13 protein-coding genes are annotated in these 17463 nt (G+C 37.7%); 6 read left to right on the top strand and 7 right to left on the bottom strand.

The window, feature by feature from the left end:
* Positions 1–31 precede the first annotated feature (31 nt).
* From VYM24_RS03840 to VYM24_RS03830, 3 genes are read left to right on the top strand one after another with little or no spacing between them, the layout of a single operon-like run.
* Positions 32–1006, top strand: coding sequence for a glycosyltransferase family 2 protein (locus VYM24_RS03840; protein ID WP_330941498.1), 975 nt, complete (start codon positions 32–34; stop codon positions 1004–1006).
* 23 nt (positions 1007–1029) lie between these two features.
* The gene (locus VYM24_RS03835; RefSeq protein WP_330941497.1) at positions 1030–2001 is read left to right on the top strand and encodes a glycosyltransferase family 2 protein; all 972 of its coding nucleotides are present in this window, start codon (positions 1030–1032) and stop codon (positions 1999–2001) included.
* Between the two features lie 10 nt (positions 2002–2011).
* Entirely contained in the window at positions 2012–2923 is a 912-nt protein-coding gene (locus VYM24_RS03830) for an alpha-1,2-fucosyltransferase (protein WP_291550872.1), read from the top strand.
* A 59-nt stretch (positions 2924–2982) separates the two neighbouring features.
* On the opposite strand, the gene VYM24_RS03825 is transcribed toward VYM24_RS03830, so the two are convergent.
* Both VYM24_RS03825 and VYM24_RS03820 read right to left on the bottom strand, forming a co-directional pair.
* Positions 2983–3741 carry a glycosyltransferase family 2 protein gene (locus VYM24_RS03825; RefSeq protein WP_330941496.1) on the bottom strand — a complete coding sequence of 253 codons (759 nt, stop codon included), beginning with the start codon at positions 3739–3741 and terminating at the stop codon, positions 2983–2985.
* A 46-nt stretch (positions 3742–3787) separates the two neighbouring features.
* Complete coding sequence (locus VYM24_RS03820) at positions 3788–4555, bottom strand: family 6 glucosyltransferase (protein WP_425286628.1); 768 nt, start codon at positions 4553–4555, stop codon at positions 3788–3790.
* Positions 4556–4725: 170 nt separating this feature from the next.
* Between VYM24_RS03820 and VYM24_RS03815 the strand changes: the two genes are divergently transcribed.
* The gene (locus VYM24_RS03815) at positions 4726–5604 is read left to right on the top strand and encodes a glycosyltransferase (RefSeq protein ID WP_330941494.1); all 879 of its coding nucleotides are present in this window, start codon (positions 4726–4728) and stop codon (positions 5602–5604) included.
* Positions 5605–6046: 442 nt separating this feature from the next.
* Here VYM24_RS03815 and VYM24_RS03810 read toward each other — a convergent pair whose 3' ends face one another.
* Positions 6047–7492, bottom strand: a complete 1446-nt coding sequence (locus VYM24_RS03810) for an MAC/perforin domain-containing protein (RefSeq protein WP_291550879.1) — start codon at positions 7490–7492, stop codon at positions 6047–6049.
* A gap of 679 nt (positions 7493–8171) precedes the next feature.
* On the opposite strand from VYM24_RS03810, the gene VYM24_RS03805 reads away from it, so the two are divergent.
* Complete coding sequence (locus tag VYM24_RS03805; RefSeq protein ID WP_330941493.1) at positions 8172–9596, top strand: MAC/perforin domain-containing protein; 1425 nt, start codon at positions 8172–8174, stop codon at positions 9594–9596.
* 143 nt (positions 9597–9739) lie between these two features.
* Here the strand turns inward: VYM24_RS03805 and VYM24_RS03800 are convergent, their stop codons facing one another.
* Both VYM24_RS03800 and VYM24_RS03795 read right to left on the bottom strand, forming a co-directional pair.
* Positions 9740–11494, bottom strand: a complete 1755-nt coding sequence (locus tag VYM24_RS03800; protein ID WP_291550881.1) for an AAA family ATPase — start codon at positions 11492–11494, stop codon at positions 9740–9742.
* A 109-nt stretch (positions 11495–11603) separates the two neighbouring features.
* Positions 11604–13367, bottom strand: a complete 1764-nt coding sequence (locus VYM24_RS03795) for an LTA synthase family protein (protein WP_330941492.1) — start codon at positions 13365–13367, stop codon at positions 11604–11606.
* A gap of 197 nt (positions 13368–13564) precedes the next feature.
* Between VYM24_RS03795 and VYM24_RS03790 the strand changes: the two genes are divergently transcribed.
* Complete coding sequence (locus VYM24_RS03790) at positions 13565–15406, top strand: ABC transporter ATP-binding protein (RefSeq protein WP_299091988.1); 1842 nt, start codon at positions 13565–13567, stop codon at positions 15404–15406.
* Positions 15407–16052: 646 nt separating this feature from the next.
* Here VYM24_RS03790 and VYM24_RS03785 read toward each other — a convergent pair.
* Entirely contained in the window at positions 16053–16937 is an 885-nt protein-coding gene (locus VYM24_RS03785) for an IS3 family transposase (RefSeq protein ID WP_330941491.1), read from the bottom strand.
* A gap of 8 nt (positions 16938–16945) precedes the next feature.
* The gene (locus VYM24_RS03780; protein ID WP_224320807.1) at positions 16946–17329 is read right to left on the bottom strand and encodes a transposase; all 384 of its coding nucleotides are present in this window, start codon (positions 17327–17329) and stop codon (positions 16946–16948) included.
* Between the last annotated feature and the right edge of the window lie 134 nt (positions 17330–17463).

Raw genomic sequence — 17463 nt, 5'->3', positions numbered from 1 at the left:
ATTTGTTGTAAAAGAAAAAAATAAAATATTTATGCCTCAAGTTGCTATAATTATACCAGTACATAATACAGCTGCTTATTTGAAGCACTGTGTAGAATCTGTTCGTAATCAAACATTGAAGGATATTGAGATTATTTTAGTAGATAATCTTTCGAGTGATGGATCTGCTCAAATCTGTGATGATTATGCGTTAATGGATTCTCGTATAAAAACACTTCATTTAACTGTGGCTGGTCTTTCTATTGCTAGAAATGTTGGTATAGCCTCCAGTGTGGCTCCTTATATTGGTTTTGTTGATAGTGATGATTGGATTGAGCCGACGATGTATGAAAATTTGTTAGATGCATTGATTTCTTACGAAGCAGATATGTCCTATTGTAATTACTGTTGTGAATATGAGGATGGTCATAAAGAGCAGTTGTATCCGAATTCTGGTCGGATATATTCTTTAGTGCCTAAAGATGTTGTGATAGATATCTTGTTGGACAAAGTCAGTAGCTCTTCTTGTACGAAATTGTTTAGAAGGGAATTATTTGATATATTTACATTTCCTGAGGGGGTATATTATGAAGATCATTTGACTGTTTACAAGTGGGCGGCTCAATGCAATAGAATCAGTTGGGTAGATAAGACATATTATAATTATTTGCAGAGAGAAGGCAGTATTTGTCATAGCCCGGATTTGAAGAAGTTGTATGATTATTTTTTAGCAGAATATGACAGACTGTCTTTTATTGAGAATGCTGTTTTTTTCAATGAAAAAGAACGTGAGGTATTAACTGCAAGAGTAGTGAAGCATTGTTTGTGGATTTTTAATACGTTTATCCGAAAGCCAAATCATACTTTATATAAGCAAGAAATAAAAGCCATGAAACTACGGTTGCGTGAGTTTTTGTCTTTACCCAGAGAAGCTCTTGATCTTCAAAGTTATAGGCGTTTACGGAAAATATCCTATTTTTGGCCTATGTACTATTTAACCCATTGCTCAAGAAGGAATAAAGTTTAATTGTAAGAGATGTTTATTTTATCATGAAGTATCCGTTAGTATCTGTTGTGATACCTGTTTATAACAGTGAACAAACACTGGACAACTGTCTGCATAGTGTAATCACTCAGAGTTATGTAACCCTTGAAATTATAGTCGTGAACGATTGCAGTACTGATGATAGTTTGGCGATAATGAAGAAGTATGCCGAATTAGATTCTCGTATTGTTATTGTAGATAAGCATAAAAATGAAGGTCTTGTTTATGCCCGAAGAACAGGGATTGATGTAGCCAAGGGAAAGTATGTTCAGTATTTAGATAGTGATGATATGCTATGCGAGGGTGCCATAGCATGTTTGGTGGACAAGGCAGAAAAAACACAAGCGGATATGGTTGTGGCTCCTTTTTTCTTTAGCATTGAAGGTAGACTTGAGAATTCTTTGTTTTTTGATTTTGAGGAATTACAAGGAATAGATTATTTGAAGCATTTATTGTCATGGGAAGCGCATTGGTGTGTTTGGTCTAAGTTTCATCTGAGAGCTCTATATGAGCATGATATAGAGCGCCCTAACATTTCTTTGGGAGAAGACATCATTCTTTCAGCTCAATTGCTTTTTTATTCGAAGAAAGTAGTATGTATTCACAAAGAAATAGTTAATTATAATTTCACTCCTTCTTCAATGTCTCATCCGGAAAACTTTGATGATTTCAAGTATGAAGATTTTAATGGTTATGTGGATTGGATTAATAATTATGTGGCTAAAAAGGGATTATTGTCGAAATTGAGAAGGGAAATGGCCTGCTTCAATCTTAAAACAGTACTGATGCGTTTACATTGGAATAAAATAGAAGACGTAGATAAGAGGATGAAAGGGGTTATTGCTGATCTTAAACAGTTTCCAGACTTACAGGGTATATTGACTAGAAGAGAACGAAAAATTGTAGCTGTTTATAGATTCTCTAGCTGGCTGGGCTATTTGAATTTGAAGCGTTACAAAAAACAAGAGAAACTTTAATGATGTGAAAATGAGAATATTAAGAAAGTGGAAAAGAAGTATTTATAAAAGGTTACTGAAGTATGGAGTAGTATCTCCTAAGGTAATACTTCTCTTGGATGGAGGCATTTGCTCCCAAATGCATCAGTATTTGCTTGGACAATTGTACAAAGAACGTGGGTATAAGGTGGTATATGATTTGTCCTTTTATGATGAATGGGGGATGGATAAGGATCATAAATTTGTACGTAATTTTGATTTATTAAAAGCATTTCCCTATTTGAAAATGGAGATTGCATCCCCATTAGCTGTGAGTGTATATAAGCGGAAGTTCTACAATGAGGGAAATAATACGACAGAAAGAGTTGATGATTTTTCTTTTTTAGAAAAGGTACCTCCGCTTTATTTAGGTGGTTATTACCACCTTCCCGCTGATATTTGGCTACCCGCTTTTCGTTCTATATTTAGGTTATGTCCGGAAATTTTGGATGATGCCAATGCTCGGGTATGTGATGAAATAAGATTGGTTTCTTGTTCTGTTGCCGTGCATGTACGTCGTGGTGACTTGAAAGTGGAGATGTATGATTATGGAAAACCTGCTTCTTTTGATTATTTTAAGAAATCTGTTTCTTATTTTCAAGAAAGAAAATCTGCTCCTTATTTTTATTTTTTCTCAGATGAACCGGAATGGGTAATCAATGAACTTGCTCCGCAGCTTCAACTTACAGAACAAGATTGTAAAACAATAGATATAAATGGTTCGGATAAAGGGTATATGGATTTATATCTAATGGCTTATTGTAAGCATCAGATTACCAGTAAGGGTACTTTGGGTAAGTATAGTGCTTTGTTAGGAGATAATCCTGAAAAGTACGTGATACTTTGTGATGATGAGATAGAGTATTCTTGGAAAGAGTTATTGCATAACCCGATTTTTTTATAACTTTTGAGAAGGCGATTTATCCATTTTCTTGTCTTCTCAAAAGTGATGTGTAACGTTTATCATTGCCTGTTTTTTTCTGACCAATGAGTAGACTTCTTTAGGTGTGTAATATAATATTTTTCCTCTTCTGTCAAATTATGATTGTCTATATACCAAGGTAAGTGTCTTACTGAATAAGGAAATCCAGTACGCAAATATAGGTGTTGGATATCTATTGCTTCTCCCTTAAAGTAAGGCTTATATACAGCGAAGGTGGTATCTATAGGGGCTATGAAAACGTTAGTTTCTATTTCTTTCTGCCAAAATTGGCTTTCCCATTCTTGTACTTGATCTTTTAAGTTATAGCAATCAGGTAAGTCATCAATGCAGATTGAAAAACCAACCTTCAGTGCTTTAGGGTACTTCTTCAGTAAAAGAATGAATTTTTCCATAAAATCTTCTGGGCAATTTGGGTGAATTTCTAAGTCGGAGTCTGTGTATGCAAAATATGAATCAGTAAATTGTTTGTAAATTCCGGTTTCCCAAATAGCTAGGTGACCAATATTTTTGTTTAGCATATATACAGGATAAGTACACTTTTTATAATATTCCAGTAATGGAGGATAAGTGGAATTGTTATCAATAATATATATATTACTGTAGCCTCTTGATTCTAGTCCGTCGATTAGGGTTAATAGTGAATTGACGCGATTGAAATTATTAATAACAATAGGAACATTTTTATAAGAAATTTCTTTGGTATGACTAAAACGCCACTTTAATTCTGGAATCATCCATTTCTTAAATTTGTTATATTTTCGTATAAGTTTTCTTCTCATGATGCATATTTATAATGGTAGATAATAACTGCTTTCAGGTAAGGTCTTATGACTTTTTGAATAATCGGCTTATCCATGGACTCTTTTTGCGTAAATACTTGTGACCTCCATACTCTTTTTTACTTTTGTCCCGTATCATTATTTTTTCTTCAAAAGGTAAAGCCCAACCTTCAGGATATAAATAGGCAGGTGATAATGTCATTGGAGGATAATCCAGAAAATATCGATTGATATGGGATTCATCGTGCCATATTGCTACGAGATTATTAGATTCATCTATATCAACTTGTGATTTTATTGTTTCACAGAGTTGTATGTAGGCTTCTGTGCGACCTCCAGAGAATCCTCCCGCATAATAGTGCTTGCCACTTCCTATGGCAATGTAAGCGGTAGATTGTGGGTTCCGTTCGTAAGTGAAATCTATATTTGGAACATTATAAAAGCCTGGATGTAATGTGCCAACAAGTCCATTGCTATCATTGGGAGGTAAAATTTCATCGTTTACCAGCTGTTTGAACAGCAGATTAGCATTGCAAAAGAATAAATAATCAGTTTCTTGCAATAATCTTTCTTTAATGCGGAGAAATATGTGAAACCGTTTCAATGTATTATCAGGCCATCCCAGGTTTTCCTGTTCTATTCTATGTATATGTTGATTTTCCTTTTCTCCGAATAATGACGGGCTATCTGTAAATACATAATATTCACGTATCACATCAGGATTTTGCATGAAGTAAAGTTCTGCACTAAGATAGAAGTTTTTCCAAAATATATCATATTTGCCTGTACAGATGTATAATATGCCAATTCTCATGGTTTGTTTAAGTTTTGATAATTGCAGCAAAAGTATTAATAAGTTGCAATAATATCTATATTTCTTCTACTCTTTGTGCTCTTTTTTTAGCTATTTATATAAATTTGCGCTTGTTGATCTTTTCTTTTCATAATGGTGATGTGATATTTGTAATGTAAAAATGATTGGCCATGATATCGATAATAATTTGTAATAGGGCAACAGAGGTAGATAAGAATCTATTAATAAATATTAAAGAACATATTGGGGATGTTGTTTATGAAGTCATAAGTATTGATAATAGTAAGAATAGATATGATATATTTCAAGCATATAATATTGGAGTGCGGAAAGCGCAATACCCAATCATTTGTTTTATGCATGATGATATATTGTTTCATTCTTATAACTGGGGGATAAATGTTATAAATCATTTTAAGGATGATCAGCTTGGAATGTTAGGAGTAGGAGGTCCTCGTTTCTTAAGCAGTATTCCTTCTATATGGTGGGCTTCGAATGCACATAATAAATATTCTCCGTCTGCATGCCAATATAGCATAGATACTGAACGGAATACAAGAGTTTCAATACATCAGAAGATTCAACCGATTGATAAAAATCGAATTGAGGTAGTTGTTTTAGATGGTTTATTCTTTTGCATAAGAAAGTCATTGTTTAAAACTATCTCTTTCGATGAGATAACATATCATGGCTTTCATTTTTATGATTTGGATATATCTATGCAGGTAAGAAGTGCTGGCTTTAAAATCGGTGTTATATACGATGTGCTTTTGGAGCATATTTCAGCTGGTCAGTTAAATTCTGAATGGCTTCGCTCGGCAAGATTATTTTATAGAAAATGGAAAGAACAATTGCCAATATTCACATATGAGTTAACAGCTAAAGAAAGACGGTGCTTGGAGTACAGTAATCTAAAAGTTATGTCTGGTATTCTGTCATCTAATCATATTTCTATGATTTCATATTTTACTTGTAAGGAAATATTATATTTGTTGAAATGGTGTCCTAAAGGTTTTATTAAAGTAGTGAAATCTTGGGCTACAAGTTAAGACTCTTCTTTTGTTGTTTAATAAAAAAGTCTTGAGAATTTTGGCACTATTCTTTAAGGTGGCTAAAAGCATGGATTAATTAGGTAAAGAGTTAATATCCTGTTGTTGTACAATTTGTTCTTGTTGTAGAAGTAGAACCGTTTTAATATACTATGACTGCCTTGTTCGTAATGTCATTCTTTCTGTATAATTAGTTTCTGAATATAGAGATTCACCATAAAATGTTATAGAAATATAGCAATGATACTTAAGCATAAATAGTATAATAAGTTTGGGATATTTTTGCTTCATTGTTTCTTGTCGAGTAGTTCGTTTTTTAAGAAAAAGAGTGAGATGCTGATGGCTAAAGTAAAAAAAGAGACAGCCTCGTGCAAGGCAGTCTCAATTCGTTTGTAAGTATTCAAATTATAAATTATTGTAATGCTAATCTGAAATACCTGCCTTAATCGGCTGGATAGATATATCCGGCATTCGGACTGTTTAATCGTATCCAGCCTGAAAAGTTTCCGATTATATTGGTATTGGTGGAGGTATAATGGTTGAAATTGTCGTCGTGATAGTATTCTATTAAAGGTATTGCGCCAATAGTCGCATTTTTGTAAACATACCCCAAAAGGTTGAGCATTATATAATGAGTATATTTCTTATGTATATCTGGTATAGTTGTAACATAATGATCTCCACCTAATTCATTATAATATTCATATAGAGCAACAGTTCCAGGTAATTGTTTCTTCAAAATATACCCCTCTATGCAAAGGAACTTCCACCCTTTAAAACGTTCTACAATGTTTGACGCAGTTGTAACACAATGGTCTCCAATTACATCATGGTAGTATGTAAATAATGGCATTAACTCAAGTGTATTTATTTTGGATGCTGCAATATATTTCAATACAGCAGATTTTATAGCAGCTTTTTTGGTAGGGTCTGAAATAAAGTCATAAATGGGATGTGTTTCTTTCCATGTAATCTCTGTTAGACAAGAATTTTCTAATGAAACGGAATTTTCCCAACTTTGTATGTCTATATTGGTAGGGGTGCCTTTTTCTAAATCATATTTTAAATTTGTTCCTTTACCACCATAAAATAGTACATACAATTCTTTGTATTGGTTATTTTGAGCAAGGCTATTGTCAACTGTTTCACTATGTTCTAAATTGTATCCAAATCCTATTTTACCTAAGGATACTTTGAAGCCCGATTGAACAGTTTCTCTTTTTGTTGAGGCATCTTTAGTATTAGTAATAATAGATCTAAACATTAATTGGTAACGCCCGCCAATAAGAAAATCTGTTAAAACATGAGTTCCATATCTTTCAATGATTCTTTCTGGGGCTAATTTGTTTAAATCTTCTTTAAATTCAAGTGTTAGATATTTTGATAAATTGCTTACTTCATCGTTTATACGTATATACTTTCGGTTTCTTAAAGCGTCTAAACTTGCAAAAGAATATTTATCAGAATATGAATATTCAGTCTTTAAATATGAATTATTTGTTATGTTGGCTGTAAAAAAGGATGTGTCTTTTTCGCTACCATAATTCATTGTATATGTGGCTTTTGTTTCTGTAGTTATATTCTTCACGTAATCAGAAGAGGAATAACCATAATACATTCTATCATAGCCGAATGATGGTGTACCATAAACTAATCGTCCTTTAGAGTCATTTTCATATTTTGCTATATCCAAAACAGGGTTCTTCACTGACATTGGATGCAAATATTCACCTGTTACATCATAACCAAAACCTAGCACATCATACTTTTCATCACCAGCTAATCTCGTCATTACATCTGGTGATAAGGAGTTTACTTCTGGAAGCTCAGCTTCTAAGCAAGAATAAAGAATGGGTAATACTCCCAACAAGTAATAAAGTTTCTTCATCGCATTAATATTTAAAGTTTAACAATTTTCAAATATAAGAAACTTTATAGATATAACATATTTTAAAATGATGCTTATAAACATGATTCTGTGTTTTAATAATGTAGAAATAGTTCTGTATTGCATTATAGAAGAGTGATACCTTTTTTAAAATAAGATAAAAAGTGATTAGTGTGTAAGGTGTATATCATATCCTTTCATAATTGTTATCTTTTTAAAGGAGTATTTTGAGTGTAAAAAAGTACTTTCTTACAGTTTTTTCTCTAAACAAAGTATTTTCAATAGATCGTATTTTTTATTTGATATCAGGTCTTCTTGTATTCCTATTTCCCTAAACAATTAAAGTGTGTTATCAAGTCGGCTACATTATAGGTATCCTTAGCGAATTCTAAATCCTCGGCATTATATTTTTTCTCTTTTAATATTTATTTGTGATCCTGCGGTAAAATCTTTCTTTTGGGGGGTAAGGATACATTGACCAAGTCCAATCCGGCAATAATCGTGAAGTTGTAGCAGGGGGATGCATGTCTATTTGCCCCATTACTTTATCATAACGCATCCCCACGGGGGAGTTCGAATTCTATATATGATTGTTATGTTTATAAACATGCTTTTGAAATTAAATAGAATGATGATTTTTCTTACTTTTGGTAATTGTTAATCTTTTAATATTACTATTATGAAGAAGTCTTATTGTTTATTGTTTTTTTTGCTTCTTTTCTATTCTTGTTCAGAAATAGAGGATTTACCAAATGTTGAATCTTCAGTGTCAAATGTAACAACAAAGGCGGCCGGAGATGGAGTGTATGATGTATTAGGTTATGGCTATGATATAACCGATGAATACATGGGTGAGAATTCAACAAGGTTGAAAATCTTAGATGTAGAAGCATTTGTGAAAGCAAATCCTAATAGATTTGATAAGCAATTTTTAGGGGTAATTGATCAAAGATGTTTTGCAGGAGCAAATGCGCAATCTTTTTTATCTCAGATAATAACCGATACGAATTTTAGTGGTTCTGTAGGTTCTTTACCAGAGAAAAAGGATAAAGAAGGTTTTTTCTCAGGGACTATAACGACGGGATTCAAAACAAGTTCAAAATATTTTTATTCTTCAAAATACTCATTTGCTAGAGCGGAGGTTTTTAAAAAGCAAAGAAGATATTTGCTGAATACAGATATTGGAACCTTATCTAAATATTTGTTGTCTTCTTTTGTTGAAGATTTAAATAAGTATTCTGCGGATCGAATTGTGGAAATGTATGGAACGCATGTTTTGACTAATATAATAGTTGGAGGAAAATATACTGCATATTATAAATCAGCTATAATAGAAGAGAATAGTAGTACGGAAAAGACAGAGATTGTCAGTGCTGGGGCAAAATATAATCTAAGTAATATTGGACTTGATGCTCACGGTTCATGGAGCAAAACGGAAGTAGAGGAACGCAATAAGAAAAATTCTAATTGGGAATGCTATATTAAAGCTCTTGGTGGTTCTACTTCTGGTACTACTATTACGCTCGTACCCGAACAAGGACCAACTTTTACAATTAATTTGGGAGCATGGACAGAATCGGTTGATGACCAGCATTCTAGATTGTTTGATGTCAACTGGAATGCTACGTATCCTATTTATGATCTAATTTCTGATCCTATAAAGAAGCAGGAAATAAAGGAGGCTGTATTTAGGTATATTGATAGTAAAAAGATAGAAATATTGAATACATCATTTGTTTATCAAAGCTATAATGGCAAAGAGCATTACTATTGCACATTCTATAGCCCATCTTATGGTTCAGGTGATCTTATATATGAAGCCCCTGTTTTTAGTATATATACAGAACAGGTGCTAGAGACTGTGCCTCTTTATCAGTATTGGAATGGGGGAGATCATTTTTACTCAACAGATTATTATCCTGGTGGCATATCTGGATATAGTTTTGAGGGACCATTAGGATATGTATATACTAAGCCGCATCCGGAAGCTATCGCTTTATATAGATATTTTAATGGGGTGGATCATTTTTATACTACTATTCTCGGATATTACGAAAGTTATAAATTTGAGTCTATTGAATGTTATGTGTTGCCATTAGAATAAAAAATATTTCTAAGAATGCGGTTGCCGACTTATCCAAGTGTTGTATTTCCTAATGAGATGCAAGGACTTTCATATTGGCAGATGATATAGAAACCCCTTATCGGCATAAATTGCCAATCTGGATTGTTGGTTTTCTATATTGATTATACCTCTTCACATACAGGCATATCCATCCCTTTATACACCACTACAATTTTATGCAGCCTTGTGTTGCCGACAGCATTTCTCACCGTTTCCGTATCGGCATAGCGGTTGGCTTGGGCAATTGCTTCTTGACGCAACTCCTCCACACGGCTTTCGGGATCTTTATACTTGGCATACTTCAGTTCTACAATGTAACTGTGTTTCATGTCGGAATAGATTTCCAGCAACGGGCAGAGAAATATATCGACATAGCCGGCTTGTGTATCCTGCTCTGAAATGGGACGATAGAAACGATTCTGAGCCGTCATGGCAAGGGTGAAGCCGTGGACAAAGAATTCTCCTTTCTGTTTGTCACGCTGGGAGGCATAACGTTTCAGGCAGTCGGCAATGTAGCCGAAATAGGCTTGCCAGCTGCCGTCGTAAGCGAGGGAGCTGGACAGTTCATTCTTTTCGTAACTGCTGAAATTAAGGTCAGCTTCATCGTAGGTACTCAGCAGGTAGGCGTAGAGTTGCTCACGAACCACTTGGTTGGGAATGGTGAGTTTGGTTTTCCCTTTATATGTGCCACTGATAGTGAGCATACCGAAATAATAGAGTAGACTCACGAAGTTGTCGGGATTGGTGATGCTGGTGGCAGGAAAACTATCTTTTAAGTCTCCGGTAATATAACCCTGATTCACTAAAGTCTGAATGATGGAAGCATCGTGGGCGAACTCCTTGTCCTTGCGGATGAGCATGCGCAACTTCTCATAGTCGATACGGATGTTGCTCTCTATCATATTCTGCGGTGCTTTGCCGTCATTATCAAGGTAGTTTTTGACAAAATAGAGTACCATATTAGAGTTGTACATGGTGGTTTCACCGTAACGTCCCTGTGCGAAGCAATAGTTGTCGTACCATGGTTTCATTATGTCCAACAGCTCGTCCACAGTGTGGTTGAAGTGGCTGGTGGTGGAGTAATAGGTCAGCATTTGCCGTACTTCCTCCTCCGTGAATCCTATCATTTCATTGAATTTTGGAGAGAGCGAGTAGTTAGTGCCGATATTGAATCCGCTGGTGAGATCGTCCATCGTAACGGGGCTGACGCCTGTGATGAAACAACGCTCGATGCTGGAATAGGTCCCTGCTTTTACCTTGTTGAAAAAAGCACGCAGATAGCCTTCGCCATGTGTCTCGTTGGTGTAGTGGCGTAAACTCTCAGGATCGGCGAGGATGGCGTTGGTGAAGTGGTCGTATTCGTCGATGAAGAGATAAATTCTTTGACCTGCACGGGCACATACTTGATAGAGAAAATCCAGTTGCTCCACAGCTCCCTCCTTTGTATGCAGTTCTTCCACAGTATCCTTAGGCAGGTAGTTGGCGTATATTTTGCAAAAGTTCTCAAAAGTAGTACCGCAATGTGCATCCAGTCCTTTGCGATAGTTGTGCAGTTCACCTACAATTCCCGAGAAATTGAGATACAATACCAGATAACTGTTACGGTCACGCGTGGGATGTTTTCCGATATAAAGATCGCCAAACAAAGCATCAAACTTATCCTTGGCAGCTATGTCGTAATAATGTTGCAGCATGCTTACCGTCAGGCTTTTGCCGAAACGACGAGGACGGTTAAAGAAGAAAAACTTATCCGCGTTTTCTATTATGGGAATAAAGTGGGTTTTGTCTACATAATAACAATCGTCACGGCGAATCACGGCGAAGTTCATCATGCCGTAGGGGATGCGCTTCCTTCTGGGTGCTATATATTCTTTCATAGCTGATGCCCTTTTTAAAAGTTTGCTTTGAATGCAAACAAAGGTACGCCCTTTCTGCTATTTCTCCAAACAAAGATTCTTAAAAACACGGAACGCTTTCTTTATTATCTTACTTTCCTCCGAAATAATTAAACCGTATCATCTCATCCGAAATATCATATGCCTTCTTTGCAAACTCCACATCTTCCGGACTATACCCTTTCCCTTCCACGTTCATCTGTGAACCTACGGCGAATCCTTTCTTTTTAGGATTGAGAATACTTTCTCCCAGTCCGGTCCAATAATAATCGTCAAGTTGGAGTAAGTTCAGCAGGGTGGGATACATATCTATTTGCCCCATCACTTCATCGTAACGCATACCTATGGGAGAGTTGACAACGATGAAAGGAGTAAACTGCTTGTCGGACACGATCCCTTTGCCACCGGGACTTTCGCATAGCTCTGCACGATAAGACGCTAACCCTTCGTGATCTCCTGTAATTACAATCAGCGTTTCCTTATATTGAGGGAGCGTTTTCAGATACTCTACGAATTTACCGATAGCCTTATCCGTGTAGCGGGCAGTGATCATATAATTACCCATCTTTTCCGGAATGTTGGAGGAGAATGAAATCTCTCTCAAATATTCCGGTAATATGAATGGAGCATGACCGGAATAGGTAATAAGCTGCATATATGCATTTTCCCCTTCTTTCCAGATCTCCCCTTTTTCTATCTTTTCCTGGCATTGGGCAAAGAATGAGCCGTCTCCGGTACGTTTGTGCGTGCCGAAAGCTTCCGTCAGTTCGAAGTCGTGATAGGCGATAATGGTATCCATACCGAAACTTTGGGCTATGGGACCTTGATTCCAGGTGGATATCTTATCTATGGTGAGCAGATAGTTGCGCGAATGGTTCTTTTCGTGCATGGCTTTCTGCAACGAAGGATAGACATGATTGGGGTATTGGCTGCTGTACGTGCCACTGTTGATGGGCAGCAATCCGGTACAGAGCATGAGTTGGGCATCTATGGAGCGTCCGCCTTTTACCTGTGTCAGTACGTGTGGGGCATAGATGGTGGTGGAGTCTTTCAGAAGTTTGTTCAGGTAAGGGGTGATTTCTTGTCCTTCCACTTCTTTCTCCAATACCCAGCTTTCCAATGATTCTGCCAGAATGATGATACAATTGGTGCGGCGATTAGTACTACTGTCCGGCAGGGCAACTTCGTGTTTGGGCTTTTTACTTAACCATTCTTCTATCTTTGCTTCCAGCTCAGGGGTTAACCTTTGTTGCTGACCTACCAGATCATAGCAAAGGCTACCGAAAATGGTATAGAGAGAAGGTCCGCTTGAACAGAAATATGCTTTGTCGCGATACTCCTTGTATGCATTTGAAAATCCGCCTTTAATCAGGGTCATTGTGCCAAAGATACAGATGATGACTGCAAGTACCACCGAATAAGCAAGTACCGGTGCGGGACGCTTCTGGTGTGCCGTTTTTGTACGCCAATGAATGACGGCAGCCGCAAGGGTGGATAATGGGAAAAGTATATCATACCAGCGAAGAGAGTCGAAAACGCTTCCGGTGAAATCGGCTAAGTTTCCTGATAATCCGTAGCTGTTCAGAGGAATGGCGGTATAATAGGTTCTGAAGTACATAAGATTGGCTATCAGCAGGAGATCCAGCAGGAGCATGATGAACGCCTCTGTTTTCCACATACGGAAGAAGGCGTAAGGAATAAGTAATATAAGTGTGGCTATCAGTTTTGTTGTATAACATTCAACTGTAGAAAGAGAAGCGAAAGTAGTCGGGATACACCATAATATATCGAATAACATGAATTTCAGAAAAATAGTGATTCCGAATGTCAGCACGGACTTATCGATCTTTGTCATAATAAAGCGTTTGTTTTATATCCGGGTGCAAAGATACGATATATTTTTCCGATATCACTCCGTGTGCTATATAAATGAACTACAGAACTTATTTGCCGGGGCTTGTATGGATAAATCTCGTTAATATTGGATATATCTTCTTTAACTTAAAGATATTTCTTGTATCTTTGCACCCTTAATTCGTTAAATCCCAAGCAATGAAGGAATTCCTGCAATTGATGCGACGTTTTGTGTCGCCGTATAAGAAGTATATAGGATGGGCAATCGTGCTCAATGTTTTATCGGCTGTTTTCAATGTATTCTCATTCACTTTGTTGATTCCAATCCTGAATATCCTGTTCAAGACAGGTAGCGGGGAGAAAGTATACCATTATATGGAGTGGGGCAGCGATGATTTGAAAGATGTAGCAATAAATAACTTCTATTACTATGTTACTCGGTTGATAGAGGTGCATGGCCCGATAATGACGCTTCTGTTTATGGGGCTTTTCCTTGCTCTCATGACGATGCTGAAAACTTCCTGCTACTTCGGTTCTTCTGCGGTAATGATTCCTTTGCGTACGGGAGTTGTTCGTGATATACGTATCATGGTTTATTCTAAAGTAATGCACTTGCCGCTTGGCTTCTTCTCTCAGGAACGGAAAGGGGATATTATTGCCCGTATGAGTGGTGATGTGGGAGAAATAGAAAACTCCATTACCAGTTCGCTGGATATGTTGCTGAAAAATCCGATTTTGATTCTGTTCTATTTTACAACACTGATTATAACCAGTTGGCAGTTGACCCTGTTCACCATCGTAGTACTTCCCGGAATGGGCTGGTTGATGGGGAAGGTCGGCAAGAAGCTGAAACGCCAGTCTTTGGAAGCGCAGGGTAAATGGAGTGACACCATGTCACAGCTGGAAGAAACTCTGGGTGGCTTGCGTATCATTAAAGCCTTTATTGCAGAAGATAAAATGGTGGATCGCTTTACCAGATGTAGTAATGAACTGCGTGATGCGACCAATAAAGTGGCCGTTCGTCAGGCGTTGGCTCATCCGATGAGTGAGTTCCTGGGAACGCTTTTGATTGTATTGGTGCTTTGGTTCGGCGGTATGTTGATTCTGGGTGATGAGCATTCTTCGCTGGAAGCCCCGACGTTCATTTTCTATATGGTTATTCTGTATAGCATCATAAATCCGTTGAAGGATTTTGCAAAAGCAGGATACAACATTCCGAAAGGTCTGGCCTCCATGGAACGTGTGGATAAGATTCTGAAGGCTGAGAATCCTATTAAGGAACCCGTAAACCCGCTTCCTTTGCATGGCATGAATCGGCAAATCGAGTTTAAGGATGTTTCTTTCAGTTATGATGGGAAGAGGGAAGTTTTGAAGCATATCAATCTTGTTGTTCCGAAGGGACAGACGATTGCATTGGTTGGGCAGTCCGGGTCGGGGAAATCTACGCTGGTAGATTTGCTTCCGCGTTACCATGACATACATTTCGGTGAAATCATGATTGATGGCGTTAGTACCAAGAATTTCCGTATTCATGATTTGCGTGGCCTGATAGGAAATGTAAATCAGGAAGCGATCCTGTTTAATGATACATTCTTTAATAACATAGCATTTGGTGTGGAAAACGCCACACTGGAGCAGGTAATGGAGGCGGCGAAGATTGCCAATGCGCACGATTTCATTATGGAGACAGAGCATGGATACAACACAAATATCGGTGATCGTGGTGGCAAGCTTTCCGGAGGACAGCGCCAGCGTATCAGTATTGCCCGCGCTATTTTGAAGAATCCGCCTATTCTTATTCTTGATGAGGCTACTTCTGCTCTCGATACGGAATCCGAACGTCTGGTGCAGGAAGCTTTGGAGCGTTTGATGAAAACCCGTACTACAATTGCTATTGCCCACCGTCTTTCTACTATTAAAAATGCAGATGAAATCTGCGTACTCTATGAAGGAGAAATTGTGGAACGCGGCAGGCACGAGGCTTTGTTGGAAAAGAATGGATACTATAAGCGTTTGAATGATATGCAGTCTCTGTCTTAAACAGAACTGATACAACTATAAGTTTTTGTCAGTTTTACCTACACTACCTACACCCGGGAGGGTAAGATTTTCATTCATAGTATGTTATGTGGTGTAGGTAACGGTGTAGGTAGGTGTAGGCAATTGGTTTGCCTACACCGGCTTTTTTACTTTTCTTTATTTGGGGGGCGATAGGTGATTGCAACGACATTAGGGCTACTCCTTTCTTTATAATATAAACTAACATCTTGTTGGAATACAGTGTTTTACGACTATCTGGTGCTAGGGAACTTGCGTTCCTGCACTTGGAAACGAACGTTTCCCTTAATGGGAATTATCGTTTCCCTTAATGGGAACGCTCGTATCTCTTAATGGGAACTGTCGTTTCTCTTAATGGGAATGATGTGTACTGGTTTTAGTTGACAACTTCGTTTGTTATAACTGGATTAGTTTACTCAATATACTTTAATATCTAAAGAGGTTTACTTTTGTTTTTCTTATTCCTATTTTAGTTGTCTTTTGTTGGTGCTTGCAAATTTATGCATCTTCCTTTATTTACGCAAGCCTTCTTCAGGAAAATGTAATGTTGCCAACAAACAAGAACTCTTCGGTCGGGGATCGCCCTAGCGGCAAGGGGCGGGCCCCCCCCCGTCCCGACGAGCGGGTATTATGCTGTAAATCCTACCGTTTCTCTGAGCACTTCCATAGGTGTCCTCATGTTTATCCCTTGATGAGGCCGCACATGATTATATACATATACAGCATCTTCAATGCGCTTGCTTACTTGCTCGAAGCTCTCATCATCACAGTCGAATAGCCAACCGTTTTTAATGGTGTTGTTCATTCTTTCAGCCAATGCATTATGCAAAGGATCACCACACTGCGTCATACTGATGTTGATTTGATGCTCTTTAAGCCTCTCTACATATTTATTTGAGCAATATTGGACACCCCGGTCGGAATGATGAATAAGAGTGCTCATGTCTATGTGATACTTCTCATAGAATGATATTGCCATCTCCAAAGCTTTCAAGGGCCCCTCCGTCTCAAGAGTTTTGTAAAGCGCATATCCAACGATGGCACGACTTGCCGCATCGGTAAGCAACGAGAGGTAAGCCCAGCCCTGACCGGTGTTTACGTAGGTTATATCCGCCACTACCATAGCGCCCAATCGCGTAGCGACAAATTTGGGTGTAACATTCAACAGATCGGGGTAGATATAGTAATTATGGTTCGAATTCGTTGTTTTAGGACGCTTGCGACTTGTACGTTGACACAAACCATTGGAACGAAAAATGTCATAACAACGATCACGACCGATAACCATCTTTGGTCCAAACTTACTCACGCAGCAGGCGTATAACTCGCGCATACCAGCTTTGGGCATGAGTTCCAACAGTTCCTTGCAGTACAACACGATGCTTGTGGTAAGGATATCAACCTCCAAATGCCGGTTCACATGCTTGTAATAACCTTGTCGGGTTATGCCGAAGTAATCACAGAGGAACTTTATACAACCATGTTTGCGTCGGGTTGAGTGCCTCTGTGACAAGGTGTCGATTACTTGGCATCGGAGTTTTTTCGTACCTTGATATGATACGTGGATTCAGCAAGATTGATGAGTTCTTCGCACGCCTCATGACGTAAACTCTCATCAGCAAGAGCCCGATGAAGTTTACGGTTCTCAGCACGCAATAGCGATAGTTCTTTCTGGAGCTCAGAAATACTAGAATCAATAGCATCGCTATTTACCGGTTTAGGTGATATACCCATAGCTTTGTCTTCCATTTGATACTTGTTAAGCCAATAAGTAAGAAGCTTGGCACAAAAGCCGTTACGCTTACAAAACTGAGATTTGCTCTCGGGACTTGATAAATACTCACGAATATAAGACATTCGTTCATCATCACTGTAATAGTTGTACTTCTTTTTCGAATATTTCATCTTTATTTTCGATTTTTGAAGTGTCAACTTATTCAGTACACTACAGAATGCTCGTATCTCTTCGTGGAAACGCTCGTTTCCTCTGTTGGGAACGGATACCGAAGCTTGTTTTGTTGACCTTAATGAATAGAAGA

This window comes from Bacteroides sp. MSB163 (assembly GCF_036416795.1).
Lineage (GTDB): Bacteria > Bacteroidota > Bacteroidia > Bacteroidales > Bacteroidaceae > Bacteroides > Bacteroides maternus.
The sequence above is the reverse complement of the archived record's forward strand: the minus strand, read 5'-3'. Positions and strand labels throughout refer to the sequence as shown.